Below are 15,861 nucleotides of genomic sequence, written 5' to 3'. Positions count from 1 at the left end.
AATTTCTGATAGTTTAACACAATTCACGCTAACTTAAAAAAGAGCTTGCCTGTTAGGGCAAAGTAAAAAAATCGTAGCAATCCTTCTGAAATACTCCTTTTTTACTCAGACATTTCAATAGAACTTTGACATAATTTTATAAATGATTCAAAGGACTGTTGTCTAGATAATTTTTTAACAAACCTAACTTCGTCTAACATGTCTACTAATTGAACAAACAGCTCTTCAAACATATCTTCCCTTTCTTCCTTCAAAGAAAGCAACAATACCAATTTCACTTTTTTCCCATCCCAATCAATTGCCTTATCCAAACAACAAATTGACACAGCATTTCTCTTCGCACATCGTTTAATTGCATGAGGAATCGCAAAATAATTACCGTAAGACGTACTTGAAAGCATTTCACGTTTCCAAACTTTCTCATAGTAATCTGGTTCACAGTAATTCTTATCACTTAATTGTTCACATAAAAAAGCAATGACTTCTTTTCTGGTTTCAAAATTCATATTTGGAAAAAATAATTCTCTTTTGAAAAAAGTATCTAGTACCGTCAGTGTCTTTTCTTGTCTCAAAAAAATTTTTTCAATTTGTACAATATCTTCATCAGTTAGAAATGACGAATATTTAAAAATAGGTGTTTTACTATTTTTTTCCAATGATTCTGAGGTAATAATTAAATCAATGTCAGCCTCATCGCATAATGACATTTGTAATGCAGAAACAAATTTTACAATCTCAATCGTATAATCCGTAATTTTAGATAATTTTTTTTGGATTATTCTCTGACTCGCAATACCATACGGACAAACGACCACTACTTTTTTCTTCTTGCCTCTATTCAATGTTTCTGAAGCCGATAAAAAATGTAAAGCAATATAAGCTATTTCATCATCAGGAAAAATGATAGCTAGCTCTTCTTGAACCAGTGCCGCAACATAGACACTAATATTATAAATAAAAGGAAATTTTCCTTTCATTTCTTCGATTAAAGGATTGGTTAAATATCTACCTTGTGTTCCTCTGGTATATAAACCGGAGAGATGCAATGTCAAATAATTTTTAAATTGTTCATCTGTTGAAAAATCAATTCGATACAATTGATGAACTTTTTCTAAGATATCATCAACAAATTTGGTTAAATAAGCTTCCTCTGTTCCTTCTTTATAAATTTTCCCAAGATATAGTCGTTTGATATAAGGTATCTCATTTTCAGGTAATAAAATACCTAACTGCTCTTTTAGTCGTGCGATCAAAGCAACGGCCATTCTATCACTTAAATTTTCCTGTATGTTTGATTTACTCTCTGGCAATACACTTCCATTTGCCACTCTTTCAATCAATACAGCAATATGCAAGACAAATGAAATTGTTGAATAGTCGTTGAGATACATATTATTTTCTTCATGAAAAGTTATAATTACTTCTGATAACTGTCTTAAATCACAAAATTTAAAATAATTACTGTATTTGTCTAAACTTAATTTATTTGTTTCAATTTCTTGATTCAAAAAAATATTAAATAATTTTCTTTTTTCGACTTCCTCTCCCTTAATAAATAATTGATTATTTTTTCTCTTAATTAACAATTGCTTATCTTGTTCAGTAATAACTATGTTTAGTTCTTTTACTAAACGATCAAGCGTCGATTCACTAACATACAATGAATCTGCTAAATCAAAAATATCTACCGATTGTTTTTCAATCATTTGCGACAACAATAAAAATCGAACATCTTCTTTTACAGGTGCTTCTATATTCATAGCTAAAGAAGTGAGTTCGTACCCTTTACCAGCTTTTGAAAGAATGATTGGTTGCTTTACTTGTTGATTCATTTGTAAGATATCATTTCTGATAGTTTTTGAAGAAACGTTTAATTTTTCTGCCAGTTCTTTTGCCGTTGATGTGTAATCTGGTGCAAAACGCAGTAAATTAATAATTTCTTGCTGCCTTTCAATTGAATTCAAATCAATCCCTCCATTTAATTCTGATAATAACTTTATTCAAAACGAAAGCGGAAACATTTTAGTCATTTAAGACTTGATTTCCGCTTAGTAACTGATTATTCAGTTGTTTCTTGTTCCAAAGTGACTAGATTTTTCTCATAAATTTTTAAAAATGGATAGTAGATTATTCCATTCAGTACAATTAGCACAAATACTAATACTAATGCTCGCCAATCCAATGTAGATAAAAAGGCTCCAATCGGCGCTGGCATTTGCCAAGAGAAAACGGCAAATGTTTTACCCACAATTCCCCAACTCATTAATAAATACGTAACAATCCCATTAAATACGGATGTGAAAATAAATGGGAATAAGAAAATCGGATTTAACATTAATGGTGTACCAAAGATAAGTGGTTCAGAAATACCAAAAATCGAAGGTAAGAAGCCAATTTTTCCTACTGTACGTAATTGTTTTGATTTCGATCGCATCATCAAGAAAGATAATGCTAGCACAGAACCCGAACCACCAATAATTACAAAATACGTCCAGAATGGCGTTGTAAAAATATGTGATAGTTCCCCTCCTGAAACTTTTTCAGCTGCATTAATGGAGAGATTGCCATCACGAATTGGTCCTAATATTCCTGCCAAAGCAGCATCATGAATACCAAAGAACCAAAATAAATGAACCAAAAAGATAATCAATATAGTAAATGGTAGGCTATCTGCTGCGCTAAAACTTGGTGCCATAATTTTGTATAGAAATTCAACCGCAGTTGTTTCCAGCAAATGGAAAATAATAAAGATTACTGAAAAGAAACTTAGTAAAATCATTCCCGGTATCAAAGTAGCAAATGTTTCGGATAATGATGCTGGGACACTATCAGGCATACTGATTCGGCCAACATTTTTTTTACGCATCCAATGATAACTCTCGACTGTCACAATAGCAACAAATATTGCCATTAAAATACCGCGTCCATCAATAAAACTAATATCCACTTCTTTGCCATCCCACCCCATTTTCAAAGGTTTCATCACTAGCATTAAAAATCCTGTAATGGCGAACATGATTGGTCGTAGCACGTCTTCTTCATAATGACGACATAAAAAGTACGTAACACCTAAACAAATATATAGTGACATAGCACTTAAGGTTATACCACTAAGCCAATTCAAAATCATACTATTATTGTTTGCAAACTCAGCCCATGCTAAAAGAAAACTATTCGTTGTATCATCGGTTACCGGCGCTGCATTAATAATAATTGGAATCGACCCAAATAACGTAATTGGTAACATAGACATAAAGGCATCTCGTGTTGCTTTTAAGTGTCGTTGCTGACTTAATTTATTTGCAAGAGGAGAAATATATTTATCCATACTTGCACTTAATGATTCAAAGCCCATATAGTTATCCTCCAATTATTTTGATAATATCTTCGTAAACACCTTTTCCATCCATGATTCCATATTTCATAGGAGAAATTGCTTCAACAGGTACACTGACACTTGCGGTTATTTGAGGCAGTAAAAAACGAATTTGAGGTCCAATTAAAACAAGATCTGCGCCTTCTAAATAATCTTTGTATTCTGATTCACTGTAAGCTTTAACCTCTAGAGAATTATTTGAAGCTGCTTCAATTTTTTTTGCCAACATTCCAGTAGACATTCCTGCATTACAAATTAAAATAACTTTTTTCATTGTACTCATTCCTTTTCAAATTTTCTACGTTTGATTATTTTTGCATTACTTTCAATCATCTCTTTGAACCAATAATAAGATGCTTTGGGTTTTCTGATTTGTTCATTTCCAAAATCAACGGCTACTAAGCCATAACGTTTTTCAACACCATTTTTCCATGAATATAAGTCAAAAGATGCCCAGGCATAATACCCTCGAATATCTACACCTTTATCCATTGCATTCATGATTGCATTAATATGATCGTTCATAAATTCGATTCGATAATCGTCTTGTACACAGTCTACCGTGACATCTTCTCGAACACCTACGCCATTTTCAGTAACAAAAATTGGTAATTCATATCTTTCCCATGCTTCAATTAACCCATCTTGCAAGCCTTTCGGGTAAATTTCTGTATCCCATGCTGTATATTCACTATTTGGATCTTTGACTTGCTCAAACCAATCCTTAATAATCACTTTACTTTGACCTTTTTTACCCGAATGATTGAATACAAGTTGCGTTTCTCCTTCTGTATAAGGCTTTACTAACGTACGTGCATAATAATTTAGTCCAATAAAATCGACGGTATAGTTTTTGATAACCGCTAAATCTTCTGCTTTCATAAAAGACACGTCATATTTTTCTGACAATCTAGCAATCAAATCGATTGGAAATTCTCCTAACGCCGCCGTATCTAAAATCCAATTATTGCAATAATTATCAGCATAACGCATCGCAATTTTCGTTTCAATCGTATTATCCACGCCATTTACGGGTGTATAACTATGAACGATCCCAATTTCGCCTTGATAATTTCCCACTCTAAAAGCTCGTACTGCTAAAGCACTTGCATACATGACGTGATAAGCACCATACATCGTTTTTTGAACATCTTGTAAACCTGGAGGATAATTACCAATAAAATAGCCATTTACAATAAACCATTTTGGTTCATTAAAAGTAGTCCAATAGCTAACTTTATCACCAAAATGTTCAAAACAAACTTTAGCAAACTGTTCAAACGCGTAACACGTTTCTTTATTTAACCAACCACCTTCTAATTCCCAATACTGTGGCAGATCCCAATGATAAATGGTTACAAATGGTTCAATCCCATATTTTTTACACGTATCTAAAATACGATGATAAAAATCAATTCCTTTTAAATTGACGGTTCCTTCTTTATCCTTAATAATTCTTGGCCACGATAGAGAGAAGCGATAAGTATTTTGTCCGCCTTCTGCCATCATTCTGATATCTTCTTCATAACGATGGTAATAATCACTTGCTACATCACCATTTTCTAAATTGTTTTCATGTAAATAGCAATCCCACATTGAAGGCTGTTTATCATCAATATCCCAAGCACCTTCACATTGGTAAGAAGCTGTAGCCCCACCCCATAAAAAATTCTTATCCATTAAAACTCTCCTTCCATTTATATAGTTCACCAATATCACCAATCAATTCAATAGCAATATCTGTTGAGGATAGATGCCCCTCTGCATGTACCAGTAACAAATCAATATTTTCCATACGTTCAGCTGCAGATAATTTCCGTAAAAGTTCCGCATGGGCTTTTTTTGCTAAAATAATTTCTTCGCGAGCTTCTTGGTACTTTGCTTCATATGTTAAGCTATCACCAGATTTAACTGCAATCATCGCTTCAAAAGCAGAGCTCTTCGCATTCCCCGCATGTAAAATGATTGCCATCGAGTCCAACTCTGTATTAATTTTATTCTCCATAAATTCAACTCCTTATCTTTCTTACACGCTTAGTATAAAACGGTTTCATTACACAATGAAATCATTCTTTTCCACTAGTAAAGTGGAAAAAGTTGGTGCAAAAACTTAAAAAGCTATCTCCTTAGCGTATCAGTTAACAACATGATAACCGTCTTCCCATAATAATTGACCCGCTACAATTACTAACTATGGGAAAAATGTATTAACACCCAAAATATAAGAGGAAACACAACAAATGAATACAAAAAGACCGTCACCGTTCATAGTAGTTAGGTGACAGTCTGAGAGATTCAATCTATAAACTATTTTTATCTTTCTTCATCTCATCTTAGTTACTACCTCTTCAACTAAAATGCTAGATAATATTTGTATTATCGATACAGATATTTTTCGAACCTATTTCCCAGAATATAGTGTATATAGTAAGAAAGAATTAGAGGTAAAATCAAATGGCTAGAAAAAAATTATACAAAATTTTCAAAAAAATTCCCGCAAATAATTTTGGACTGTCTTAAAATATGTTGCAGAAGAATCAACCTGCAAACAGCGTAAGATTGCAGGTTTAGATAAATAAAACAACTTCCCAGTGTTAAGCTCCAAACAGTGGACCTCTCGTCAATAGGACAATGAATATTTTTAGAACTACTCTTTGATTCTCAGAACGAAATTTTTTTGCTGATACAAGTAATCACACTCTCGCTTGACTATGCTTTTCAAATATAACTATAGACTAGCTTATGTTTGAAAAACACGAAAAAAGCGACTAAAAAGTCGCTTTTTTTTAAGAAAATCTTGGTGTATCGGCTTCTTTGACTTGAATTTTAGTGTGCCAAGAGCTGGCAGTTTCTGCTAAGACAGCGTTCAACTCTTCAATGTTTTTGCGTCCTTGTGTTTGCAACCATTGACGTGCTGCTTCTTCTCCTGCTGTTACAAAAGGTTCTACGCCATTTGCCCAGGTTGCACGACCACATAGTACACCATTAAATGTCGAACCTGCTTCTTTAGCAAAACGTAGAGTTTCTTGGAATAGTTCCGCACTAACGCCTGCACTTAGAAAAATAAATGGTAAATCCGTTGCTTGGCTTTGTTCTTTGAAATAGTTTAAGGCTTCTTCTCGAGAATAAACCACTTCTTCGCCATACCCTTCAACATAATTCATGTTCACAGGGACTTCCATTTTTAAGACGTCTACATTGTAACGTGGCTTAGAAAATTCTTTCATCATTTCATTCACTTTGTGTGGTTTTACTTGAGCGTATTCTTTTGAACTAGTATCTGCAATAGTTGCATCATACGAAACCAATTCTAAAAAGAACGGTAATTCTTCGGCCACGCATTCTGAACCGATTCGTTCCATATACGCTTTCTTTTGATCGTTGATTTCATCACTCTCATCAACATCGTAATACAATAAGAATTTACATGCGTCTGCACCAGCTTCTTTTAGACGTTTGACTGACCAAATATTCAAAGAATCTGGCAAACGACCTGGTGTTGATGCATCATAGCCTGTTTTTTCATATGCTAATAGTAACCCTGCATTATCTGAACGTGAGCTGGCCGCTGGTAATCCGTATTCGGGGTCTAGCAAGATGGATGTTGCATAAGGCGTTAATTCTTCTGAAACCAATTTTTTGAAGTCTTCAATATCTTTATCTGTTGCTTCTTTGTAGTTGTTAATCATTTTTTTCAATGCACCACGTTGATCAATCGCTAACGCACCGATGATTCCTGCTTGATTACTTGTATTTTTTAATTTTTGTAACTGATTAACACTAATTTTTTTCATTTGATTATGCCTCCAATTTTTCTGAAATAAGTGTTGCTAATGCTACTGGTGAATCGGTTGCGACAAATTCCTCTTTAAAATCTGATTTCATCAACATTCTTGCGACTTGCGAAAGAACTTTTAGATGCGTTGAACCACTTTCAGCAGTTGGGATGAACATCGCAATAATATATTGCGTTGGTTGACCATCCATACTATCCCATTCAATTCCTTGTTTTAGTTTAATCACAAGAATCGCTGGTTTCGTAATAGCATCACTTTTGGCATGCGGAATAGCAAACCCATCCATCATTCCCGTCGTGCCTTCTTCTTCTCGTTTTTTTAAAGCTGACTGTACATCTTTTTTGTTTGTCGCAATCTGTCTAGCGACTGTTGTTTCTGATAAAAAATCAAAAACATCTGCTTGTGTTGTTAAATCTAAATCAATAAAAATTAATTCTTCGTTGACCATTTTTTTGCTCCTTTACGCTGCTTTTTTTACGCGATTTTTTTGTAATAGTCCTAATAATAAGCCACCGATAATTGAACCCACTAAAATGGCTACTACCCATTGCCATTTACCTGTCACAACTGGTAATACTAAAAATCCACCATGAGGAGCAGGTACTTGAACGCCAAACATATACGTTAAAATTGCTGCAATTGACGAACCAATCATCATAATGGGTAAAACACGGACAGGATCCTTCGCTGCAAAGGGAATCGCTCCTTCTGTAATGTGCGTTGAACCTAAAATAAAGTTCACGAGCCCCGCATTGCGTTCATTTGCTTCAAAATATTTACCAAAGAATAATGTCGCAAACCCCGTAATTAACGGTGGAGCAATACAAGCAGCTGAAACACCCGCCATAAAGGTGGTATTCCCTTGTGCTAATAAAGCTGTTCCTGTTACATAAGCAGCCTTATTAATCGGACCACCCATATCAAAGGCACACATACAGCCTACAATTAATCCCAAAATTAAAGGATTCGAGTTCTCAAAACTTGCTAAAAAGTCCATCATTCCTTGATTCACTGCATTCATTGGATCCGCCAATAAAGACATAATCACACCAATAATTCCAACGCCAATTACTGGATATAAGAAAATAGCTTTTAAACCATCCAATGATTTCGGTAAAAATTTCAATCCTTTTTGCAAGGCAACCACTAAATACCCGCCAAGGAAACCAGACAAAATCCCACCTAAAAATCCGGTACCACCAGCCATCGCTACTAAACCACCCACGAACCCAACGACCAAACCTGGACGTTTCGCAATGCCTTCTGCAATATAAGCAGATAACACTGGAACCATCATTCCCATTGATGCGTCACCGACACTTTTTAGCATTGCTGCTGTTGGATTGTATTGATCACTTGACGGGTCAAATGAATAGACTCCCCAGATGGCAAATGAAATAGCGATCAGTACACCACCTGCTACGACAAACGGCAACATATGCGACACACCATTCATCAAATTCTTATAAATACTTCTGCCAATGCTCATACCTGAACTGCTGTCTTCTACTTGTTGCTCTTTTTTGTCTGTGTCTGAAACCAGAACTTTCCCTTTACCAGCCAAGGCATCTTCAATCAAGCGATCAGCTTCTTTAATGCCCGCACTAACAGAAACATCAATAATGCGTTTGCCAGCAAAACGTTCTGGATGAACATCTTTGTCTGCCGCAATAATTACTACATCTGCTTCTGCAATATCTTGCGGAGTTAGCTCATTTTCAATTCCAATTTGACCATGAGTTTCAACTTTAATGGACACATTTTTACGTTTTGCGGCTTGTTCTAATGCTTCTTGTGCCATGTACGTGTGTGCAATACCTGTCGGACAACCTGTCGCTGCAATAATTTGATAGTTTGCCATCTCTACTTCATTCCCCACTAATTTTTATTTGTTTTTCTAATTCTTCTACATCTGAAAAATCCGTAATACCTTTTCTGAACGCTGTGGAACTGCCTGCAGCTAAACTTTTTTTTAGCGTTGTTGACAATTCATCATTTTTTAAAATCCCTGCTAAAAAAGTGCCCAACAAAGTATCGCCCGCACAAGCTGTATTGACAACTTTTCCTTTTGGTGAATTTCCATATAAAAGAGCGTCTTTACTAAAGAAATATGCTCCTTCTCCGCCTAGAGAAAGCAAGACATTTTGAGCGCCCAATGCCACTAGTTTTTTTCCGTAATGAAGGTAGTCTTCTTTTGTATCAATGGTGACACCAAACCAAGCTGCCAACTCTTCTTCATTTGGTTTCAATAAAAAGGGCTGATAAGGTAAACATGCCAACACTTCATTGTAGCTACTATCAATAATTAAAAAAACCTCTCGTTCCTGACAGCGTTTGGCAAGTTCAATTAAAATCGTTGGTGCAACGCCTTGCGGTAAACTTCCTGAGACACAAAGAAAGTCGCCTGCTTGTAATTGCTCAACTCTAGCTAAAAATTGAGTGACACTTTCTTCAGGTATTTCAGGACCTTTGTTTACAAGTTTAAATTCCTCTTGTGTGTCATTTACTTGGGTAAAAACATTGATTCTAGTTAAGCCCGGTACGTCAATAAACTCCGTACCAATCGCTTTTCCTCTTAAAAAATCATCAATATATTGTCCTGTAAACCCTGCTTTAAATCCTAAAGCTGTATTTTCAATCCCCAACATTTTTAAAACTAGTGACACATTAACACCCTTGCCATTCGCCTGAATATCGTCATCTTGCGTACGATTCACCACAAACGGTTTTAACGAATCCGTTTCAATAAATAAATCAATTGCTAAATTCAAAGTACATGTATAGATATTCGACAACTTGCTTCCCTCCTATCGATATATTCATTATGGCGCTTTTTTTATTGAAAATGTTTTCTTAATCCTAGTAAAAGCTTGGAAATATTTTCTAAATGAGGAAGATTCCTAGAAAAAATTACTTTTACAAACTAAAATAAAGATACCTAGAGAAAGGAAGATGGTAATGGAAGTTAAACTTAGTGAAACAGAGGCCTACCTGTGGAAATACATCACAAAAAACATTCACGAAATCCCGAATCTCTCCATCATCAAATTAAGCGAGTTGGCAAATGTATCCACTTCCACGATTGTGCGTACGATGAAGAAAAAAGGCTATGAAGGATTTACGGCATTTAAACATCATTTAAAAGACGAGCAAAATACAACGATTAATTTTGCAAATGTCGAAAAAATTGATAGCGAAATTAAACGTTCGATTTTAAAAAACGAACAAGAAGTCATTCGTACATTAAATATGATTCATACCGGTGTGATTGAAGATGCGATTCAAAAAATCCAAAGCTCTGAACGGATTATTATTTTTGCTAGAGGGTTTTCAGAATTAATTGCAGAAGAAATGAAGATCAAATTTCAATTAACAGATAAATATTGCGAACTGCATACGGATCCAAATATTATTAAAACGATGAGTAAGCATTTAAAGAAAACAGATATTGTCATCTTTGTCTCACTCAATGGTGAAACAGAAGAATTAGTCGATGCTGCACAAAATTGTTACCAAAAAGAAATTGGAACTATCGCGATTACAACCAATAAAGAAAGTCCCTTATCCCATTTATGCGAATTAGTATTGGTCGGATTCAAATCTGAAATTTCATTTTTTCCAGACTACGAAGTCCGTTCCCGATTGCCCCTTTCTGTTATTGCTAGAATTTTGTTAGACTCTTACGTTATTCGAATGAAGCAAGAAATAAAACGTTAAAAAAAGACCGTCACCTTTCATAGTAGTTAGGTGACAGTCTGATAGATTCAATCTATTTTTTTCGAATAACAGCGAACATGACTAGTACGCTTAATCCCTCAATTAATACTAAAAGCATAAAATAAACAGGTGTTAATTTAATTACTTCTAAGCTAAAAAACTTGAGACCTTTATTTAATAGATAAGGCACTAAGATACCCATACATGCTATTTTCCAAAAGCCAAGTTTCCCTATAATCTCTTTACTAGAAAGCAATACTAGGGTAAAAATCATTCCAATAAAACCCGTATAAAAAGAAACCTCATGTTTTCCTACTAACAAATCCAATCCGCCAGCAACTAGTGTTACCATAAAACATAATTGGAGTATTCTATAAAAGAACTTTTTTATCATATCCATTACTCCTTCGTCTATTTTTCAGATGCTCTAAGTTTATTTTATTATGTACATGCTAATGATAGCATTCATTCTTTATTGAAAACTATTTTTAACCTAACTGTAGCTTATTTATGCCTGAACGTCTTTGGGTAAAAATAAAAAACCGAATTAAAAATCTCTGCTTGAACGATTTTTTAATTCGGTTTCTAAGTAAAAGCTACCTATGGAGGCAATTTTTTTGAAGATGCACTAATTTTCTATTTGATTGCATAAGTTTCTTTTTTTCGAGAAAGTTATTCGCTATTATTAAGGTAACTCAATAATAACCCGATACAACATATCGTCTTCAAACCAAGCTGGAAAATTTGTCCCCCAAACGTTATTTTGCAAATTAATAAACATTCCTTCATTTAAGGAAGGCTGTAAATTATCAAATTTCAATAAACTTCGTCGACCAAAAGAAAAAAGTGGCGCATCGAGACTTTGAATTTTCACTTTTCCTTCAATCCCACTATAAGATAATCCTTCTTGAGATAATGCGTGTAAATTGCGATTGCCATTTTCTACCACATTATAAGGTGAAAGGGTCGTTCCCAGTTTATTCATCTGCCAACGATAAGGATTTGCTACTTTCAAACTGGTTTCTAACCAGTAAGCTTCGGGCATCTTATTTGCCTGTTTGCCATTCCACTTCAAATTGAGTTCAATCCGATGTTCTAGTAAATCAATGTGATATGTTAATTGATTTTTTGCAGGTACTCCCCACATTCTCTGTTCATATTCTGTAAAGCAAAGATCAAAAGTCACGACTAGTTGGTTTTTAATTTGAGTGATACACGATTTCTGAATCATCGGTTTGATTAATTCATAACGAATATCTTGAAAAGCTTCGATGCCTCGTTTAGCAAAATCTACTAAACACCAACTAGAAGTCCATCGTGTTAAACGGCTATATTTGCTAATAAAATTATGATAATCAGCAAAATCAAATCGTTCATAAGATAAACTCCCAAGCTCATGGCCCTCAAGAATGTAATCATTATTAGCCACTTTCAAAAACTGATTCCACCGCTAACTGAAAATTTCAAAGAAACATCCCCATATTGATACAATCTACCCGGAATTACTGATTCACCCGTATTTATACTTTGAATTTCATATTTTTTGGTGGCTAATACTTTTTGAGCTTCTATTTGACGTGCATCACTTAAGCAAGATACCGCTACCGTCAGATATTCTCGTTGTTCTTGCCAAGAATCTTCATATAATCTATAAGAACGTTTCGAACAAAGCTCTTTTGATTCGATATCTGTACTAATTAAAGCCATTAAATCCCCAAAATCCATAGATGTTCGATCATGGTTAAAAGTAATTTGATCTTGCTCACGCGCTTTTTGAAAATCTTCAAGTAAATAATTTGTATAGTCGGGTAAAAAAACATTTCCGTTTCCACCCCACGTATGTTCAGCAACTAGCATAAGTTGCTCCGAAAAATTTTTATATTCCGCACTATCTACACTTAACTCACCTGAATCCAGCCATTGGTTACGAAGACGTAATAAACTCAAATAATCTGAAATTTTTCTCGAATCAGAAGCAATTCCATGTATCCAAGAATCCCCGATTTCTTCTTCAATTACCGGTAAACTATCACGTTTTTCCCACGCTGCTAGTGCAAATTGATCCAAACTAGAAGCCACAACCTCCACATCTGGATTTTCTTTTTCCAAACGAGCCATCAACATCTGAACTTCTTGACTGTCTTTTGGTGGACCGGCATTGTCATGACTGTGGGCAAAATATAACCTATCATCCCAACCTTCACGCATAAAGGTTTCACCATAATCTTGTGCATAATGAACCACAATCTCTGTTCCATCACTATTACGCCACAGAAACATTTCTGGCACTTTGGGAATGGCGGAGCTCGCGTTCACGCCAATATGCAAATATTTTAAACCTGCTTTGGCCATTAAAGGAACAATCCCAATTGTATGACCTGGGACATCAGTTAGCTTCGCTGCTACCGTTTTCATGTCAAATTGTTGATCTAATTCTTTAGAAATCGATAATCCATATTCAAACAAACGTTGATCCATCAATTCGCTATGCATTGTTACCGGTAAGCCATGCCACTTAATTGTGCCACATTTAATTGCTTCTATCATTTGTTCCTTATCTTGTTTGGAGACATTGGGATGATTCAAATAAAAGTAAATTAACCATGACCCGGTTGTCCAAACAAACTGATCGGGTAACTCTTTGCCAATTTGTACTGCTCGAGGAATAAAGTCTATCAAATACTGCTCTATTACATTTGCTGCCAAATCTGTAAACCCTATATCTAAATGAGTTTTATAAACTACATGAAGTTTTTTTGCCATTCTCTGTCACCTCTCTAAATTTCACCTGCTTTTGGATTGTAAGCTATTGTTAAAATGCCTTCGTTTAATTCAGCCGCTTTTTCCAGTAAATCTTCAGATGATTGATTAGACATTAAGAACAATTGATAATCAAATTCATAAAAACCAGACAAATCAACTTTAAAATTAGTTTCCCAGAAATTATTCATCGGCCAAGAATAAATAACTTCTTTATTTTTCCAGGCTGTATCAGCTGAACAAAGATTCACCAAATGACTTTCAAGTGTCCCTAAAGTAATCAGTGGCGTATCTTTGACGGCAATCACTAAACCCTGTTGTCCATTCGTGAAAGTCAAACCATTATTCAAAAGATAAAATTCTGTATTGGAACCAGGCAATTGATCAATCGCTGGTCGAAAAGTTGTTCCTGTTTTTCCAATATAACAGTCACTACATTTTCCATAACTAAACGGGAGCGGAATATAGATATTTTCGGGTGCCCATTCGTTTTCTTTCTGAATTCTAACTGTTACGTTAATTTTCGGTAAATCTTTATAGACACGGAGAACTACTGTGTACATCTTCGTTCCCACTAACGAATAGTCTAATTCAAATTCTGCATAAATAGGTCCATCCAACGTCACTTTAACTGACTTCAAATCGGCAACAGACCGTTCTGTTATTCTACCTTTACGATTTCGTCCCATGATACGACGTTCAGAACAAGCATCGGAAGTTATCGGAGTCACTTCATAGACCCCTGCAAATGGTGAATGTTCTTGATTTGAATGAAGTAAATTCGTTCCCGTTCGCTTATCAATCAATCGGTTAATTCCTTTTTTGTGGTCAATTGACAAACTAAAATCTTTTGTTTCAATTCCAAATGGAGAAACGAGATGTTCGTATCCCACATAAGAAGCCACATCGGCAATTTGTTCAGTACCAATATATGCATGATTCCAATTTTTCCGTAGTGGCTTACTCTCTTGACGACGTAAACAAATCAATCGTTCCTCTCTAGCTTTTAACGTCACTAAAAATTCTATTTGTTTACCAAAAGATGTATCTGTCACTTGTGAAGGTAGAATTTCACCGGTTTGGCAATCAATAACCTCAACAAAATCATTGGTATCCAAATAAAAATAAGAATCATCTATCGTTTCCCAATGTTTGATATAAATTTGAGTATGATCACTTACTGTTCGATTATGAGGATTGATTACCTTGTAAACAGCCTTTCGATTCATCTGAATAGATTCTTCGCCTAATTTTGCTAAAATTTCATCCAAATGTTGAGAAATTAAGCTATTCGCATTAATGGCATAAGCTGCTTTACGATAGTCTAAATCATTTACTAAGGTATTCCATGGCTGACTTACAGAAGAATGGTAGCCCCATGTATGTTCAGCATACATCATCATATTTTCTTCCGCTTTCGCTAATAAATCAGCCCTTCCCAAAGTTGCTTCAGGATCTAATTTATTCGCAATTCGATATTTATGCTGAGCATTACGATAAATTTTTGTTGGCGCTGGTGTTGACCCTACGCCATCAGCCCACCAATCCGCCCAATCACCACGATAAGTTGGAATTTCCACTTCTTGTTGGCGCAGGATGCGAAAGAATTCGTTAAGTGTGATCAATTCAATCTTAATTTCATCTCCATGACGCTCATTCCACTTATGAATATTTTCCATCATTCTAGGATTAGGCGGGGCGTTATCGGTAACAATCCCGCTAATCATTGCAGGTACAAAATCAAGTGCATATCCTTCTTCTTCTAATAAATCGAAATGAGCAAAAATTCTTTCTTCAGTCTTTTTAAACTGCAATTCTGCTTCTTCTGGCGTATAACCTGCCACTCCATATTGTTTTGATTGATCAGAATTTGGTACAAGGAGAAAATCATTTCCTGTTTGATAATGATCTCCATTCCAAACCAGAATTTTATTTCCCTTTTGCGTTTCCCACCAGAAGGGAATTTGTTTCTTAAATAAAGGAAACATGCCATGATGCGTATGCAAACACGAAAATAAGTTTTCAATACCATTTTGATACATTATTTCTGCATATCCCCACGAAAACCCGTTAATATCAGCAGTCATCGCTGAATTTAATGGTAGGCCCAGACTATCTACATAGGATTTCCCCTTAGCAAACATCTTACCCACTACCTGTTCATCGACCAATTCTGTCATATTCAAATAACTTAGAGAAATATCAATCCAA

General features: G+C 35.0%; 14 protein-coding genes. 1 reads left to right on the top strand and 13 read right to left on the bottom strand.

Features of this window, described 5'->3' with window-relative positions; all coding sequences use genetic code 11:
* Positions 1 to 101: 101 nt before the first annotated feature.
* The 9 genes from DOK78_RS06150 to pfkB form a co-directional block, all read right to left on the bottom strand.
* Complete coding sequence (locus tag DOK78_RS06150; protein WP_207941255.1) at positions 102 to 1,964, bottom strand: BglG family transcription antiterminator; 1,863 nt, start codon at positions 1,962 to 1,964, stop codon at positions 102 to 104.
* Between the two features lie 95 nt (positions 1,965 to 2,059).
* Positions 2,060 to 3,355 carry a PTS sugar transporter subunit IIC gene (locus tag DOK78_RS06145; RefSeq protein ID WP_207941256.1) on the bottom strand — a complete coding sequence of 432 codons (1,296 nt, stop codon included), beginning with the start codon at positions 3,353 to 3,355 and terminating at the stop codon, positions 2,060 to 2,062.
* 4 nt (positions 3,356 to 3,359) lie between these two features.
* A complete protein-coding gene (locus DOK78_RS06140; protein WP_207941258.1) occupies positions 3,360 to 3,650 on the bottom strand; it encodes a PTS sugar transporter subunit IIB in 291 nt (96 codons plus the stop codon).
* Positions 3,651 to 3,655: 5 nt separating this feature from the next.
* Positions 3,656 to 5,056 (bottom strand): glycoside hydrolase family 1 protein, encoded by a 1,401-nt coding sequence (locus DOK78_RS06135; RefSeq protein WP_207941260.1) that lies wholly within the window; start codon positions 5,054 to 5,056, stop codon positions 3,656 to 3,658.
* Entirely contained in the window at positions 5,049 to 5,381 is a 333-nt protein-coding gene (locus DOK78_RS06130; protein WP_207941262.1) for a PTS lactose/cellobiose transporter subunit IIA, read from the bottom strand. Before DOK78_RS06130 ends, DOK78_RS06135 begins: the two co-directional genes overlap by 8 nt.
* A gap of 781 nt (positions 5,382 to 6,162) precedes the next feature.
* Positions 6,163 to 7,170 carry a tagatose-bisphosphate aldolase gene (lacD, locus tag DOK78_RS06125; protein WP_207941264.1) on the bottom strand — a complete coding sequence of 336 codons (1,008 nt, stop codon included), beginning with the start codon at positions 7,168 to 7,170 and terminating at the stop codon, positions 6,163 to 6,165.
* 4 nt (positions 7,171 to 7,174) lie between these two features.
* Entirely contained in the window at positions 7,175 to 7,621 is a 447-nt protein-coding gene (locus DOK78_RS06120) for a fructose PTS transporter subunit IIA (protein ID WP_207941266.1), read from the bottom strand.
* Between the two features lie 12 nt (positions 7,622 to 7,633).
* On the bottom strand, positions 7,634 to 9,034 hold the full coding sequence (locus tag DOK78_RS06115) for a PTS fructose transporter subunit IIC (RefSeq protein WP_207941268.1): 1,401 nt from the start codon (positions 9,032 to 9,034) through the stop codon (positions 7,634 to 7,636).
* Between the two features lie 7 nt (positions 9,035 to 9,041).
* Complete coding sequence (gene pfkB / locus DOK78_RS06110) at positions 9,042 to 9,968, bottom strand: 1-phosphofructokinase (protein WP_207941270.1); 927 nt, start codon at positions 9,966 to 9,968, stop codon at positions 9,042 to 9,044.
* A 163-nt stretch (positions 9,969 to 10,131) separates the two neighbouring features.
* On the opposite strand from pfkB, the gene DOK78_RS06105 reads away from it, so the two are divergent.
* Positions 10,132 to 10,890 (top strand): MurR/RpiR family transcriptional regulator, encoded by a 759-nt coding sequence (locus DOK78_RS06105; RefSeq protein ID WP_207941272.1) that lies wholly within the window; start codon positions 10,132 to 10,134, stop codon positions 10,888 to 10,890.
* A gap of 52 nt (positions 10,891 to 10,942) precedes the next feature.
* On the opposite strand, the gene DOK78_RS06100 is transcribed toward DOK78_RS06105, so the two are convergent.
* The 4 genes from DOK78_RS06100 to DOK78_RS06085 form a co-directional block, all read right to left on the bottom strand.
* A complete protein-coding gene (locus tag DOK78_RS06100; protein WP_207941274.1) occupies positions 10,943 to 11,284 on the bottom strand; it encodes a hypothetical protein in 342 nt (113 codons plus the stop codon).
* A 291-nt stretch (positions 11,285 to 11,575) separates the two neighbouring features.
* Positions 11,576 to 12,319 (bottom strand): DUF5054 domain-containing protein, encoded by a 744-nt coding sequence (locus DOK78_RS06095; RefSeq protein WP_339076396.1) that lies wholly within the window; start codon positions 12,317 to 12,319, stop codon positions 11,576 to 11,578.
* 2 nt (positions 12,320 to 12,321) lie between these two features.
* Positions 12,322 to 13,653, bottom strand: a complete 1,332-nt coding sequence (locus tag DOK78_RS06090) for a DUF5054 domain-containing protein (protein WP_339076367.1) — start codon at positions 13,651 to 13,653, stop codon at positions 12,322 to 12,324.
* 14 nt (positions 13,654 to 13,667) lie between these two features.
* Positions 13,668 to 15,830: a hypothetical protein gene (locus DOK78_RS06085; RefSeq protein WP_339076366.1), complete on the bottom strand. Its 2,163-nt coding sequence runs from the start codon at positions 15,828 to 15,830 to the stop codon at positions 13,668 to 13,670.
* Positions 15,831 to 15,861: the final 31 nt, after the last annotated feature.

Origin of the sequence: Enterococcus sp. DIV2402 (genome assembly GCF_017426705.2) — a bacterium.
Lineage (GTDB): Bacteria > Bacillota > Bacilli > Lactobacillales > Enterococcaceae > Enterococcus_F > Enterococcus_F lowellii.
This window is presented reverse-complemented; position numbering and strand designations above follow the sequence as displayed.

Bases quoted from the DNA above. Each gene is read 5' to 3' on its own strand.
- DOK78_RS06145 (WP_207941256.1), bottom strand. From the start codon at position 3,355: ATGGGCTTTGAATCATTAAGTGCAAGTATGGATAAATATATTTCTCCT.
- DOK78_RS06140 (WP_207941258.1), bottom strand. From the start codon at position 3,650: ATGAAAAAAGTTATTTTAATTTGTAATGCAGGAATGTCTACTGGAATG.
- DOK78_RS06135 (WP_207941260.1), bottom strand. From the start codon at position 5,056: ATGGATAAGAATTTTTTATGGGGTGGGGCTACAGCTTCTTACCAATGT.
- DOK78_RS06130 (WP_207941262.1), bottom strand. From the start codon at position 5,381: ATGGAGAATAAAATTAATACAGAGTTGGACTCGATGGCAATCATTTTA.
- lacD (WP_207941264.1), bottom strand. From the start codon at position 7,170: ATGAAAAAAATTAGTGTTAATCAGTTACAAAAATTAAAAAATACAAGT.
- DOK78_RS06120 (WP_207941266.1), bottom strand. From the start codon at position 7,621: ATGGTCAACGAAGAATTAATTTTTATTGATTTAGATTTAACAACACAA.
- DOK78_RS06115 (WP_207941268.1), bottom strand. From the start codon at position 9,034: ATGGCAAACTATCAAATTATTGCAGCGACAGGTTGTCCGACAGGTATT.
- DOK78_RS06105 (WP_207941272.1), top strand. From the start codon at position 10,132: ATGGAAGTTAAACTTAGTGAAACAGAGGCCTACCTGTGGAAATACATC.
- DOK78_RS06100 (WP_207941274.1), bottom strand. From the start codon at position 11,284: ATGATAAAAAAGTTCTTTTATAGAATACTCCAATTATGTTTTATGGTA.
- DOK78_RS06090 (WP_339076367.1), bottom strand. From the start codon at position 13,653: ATGGCAAAAAAACTTCATGTAGTTTATAAAACTCATTTAGATATAGGG.
- DOK78_RS06085 (WP_339076366.1), bottom strand. From the start codon at position 15,830: ATGACAGAATTGGTCGATGAACAGGTAGTGGGTAAGATGTTTGCTAAG.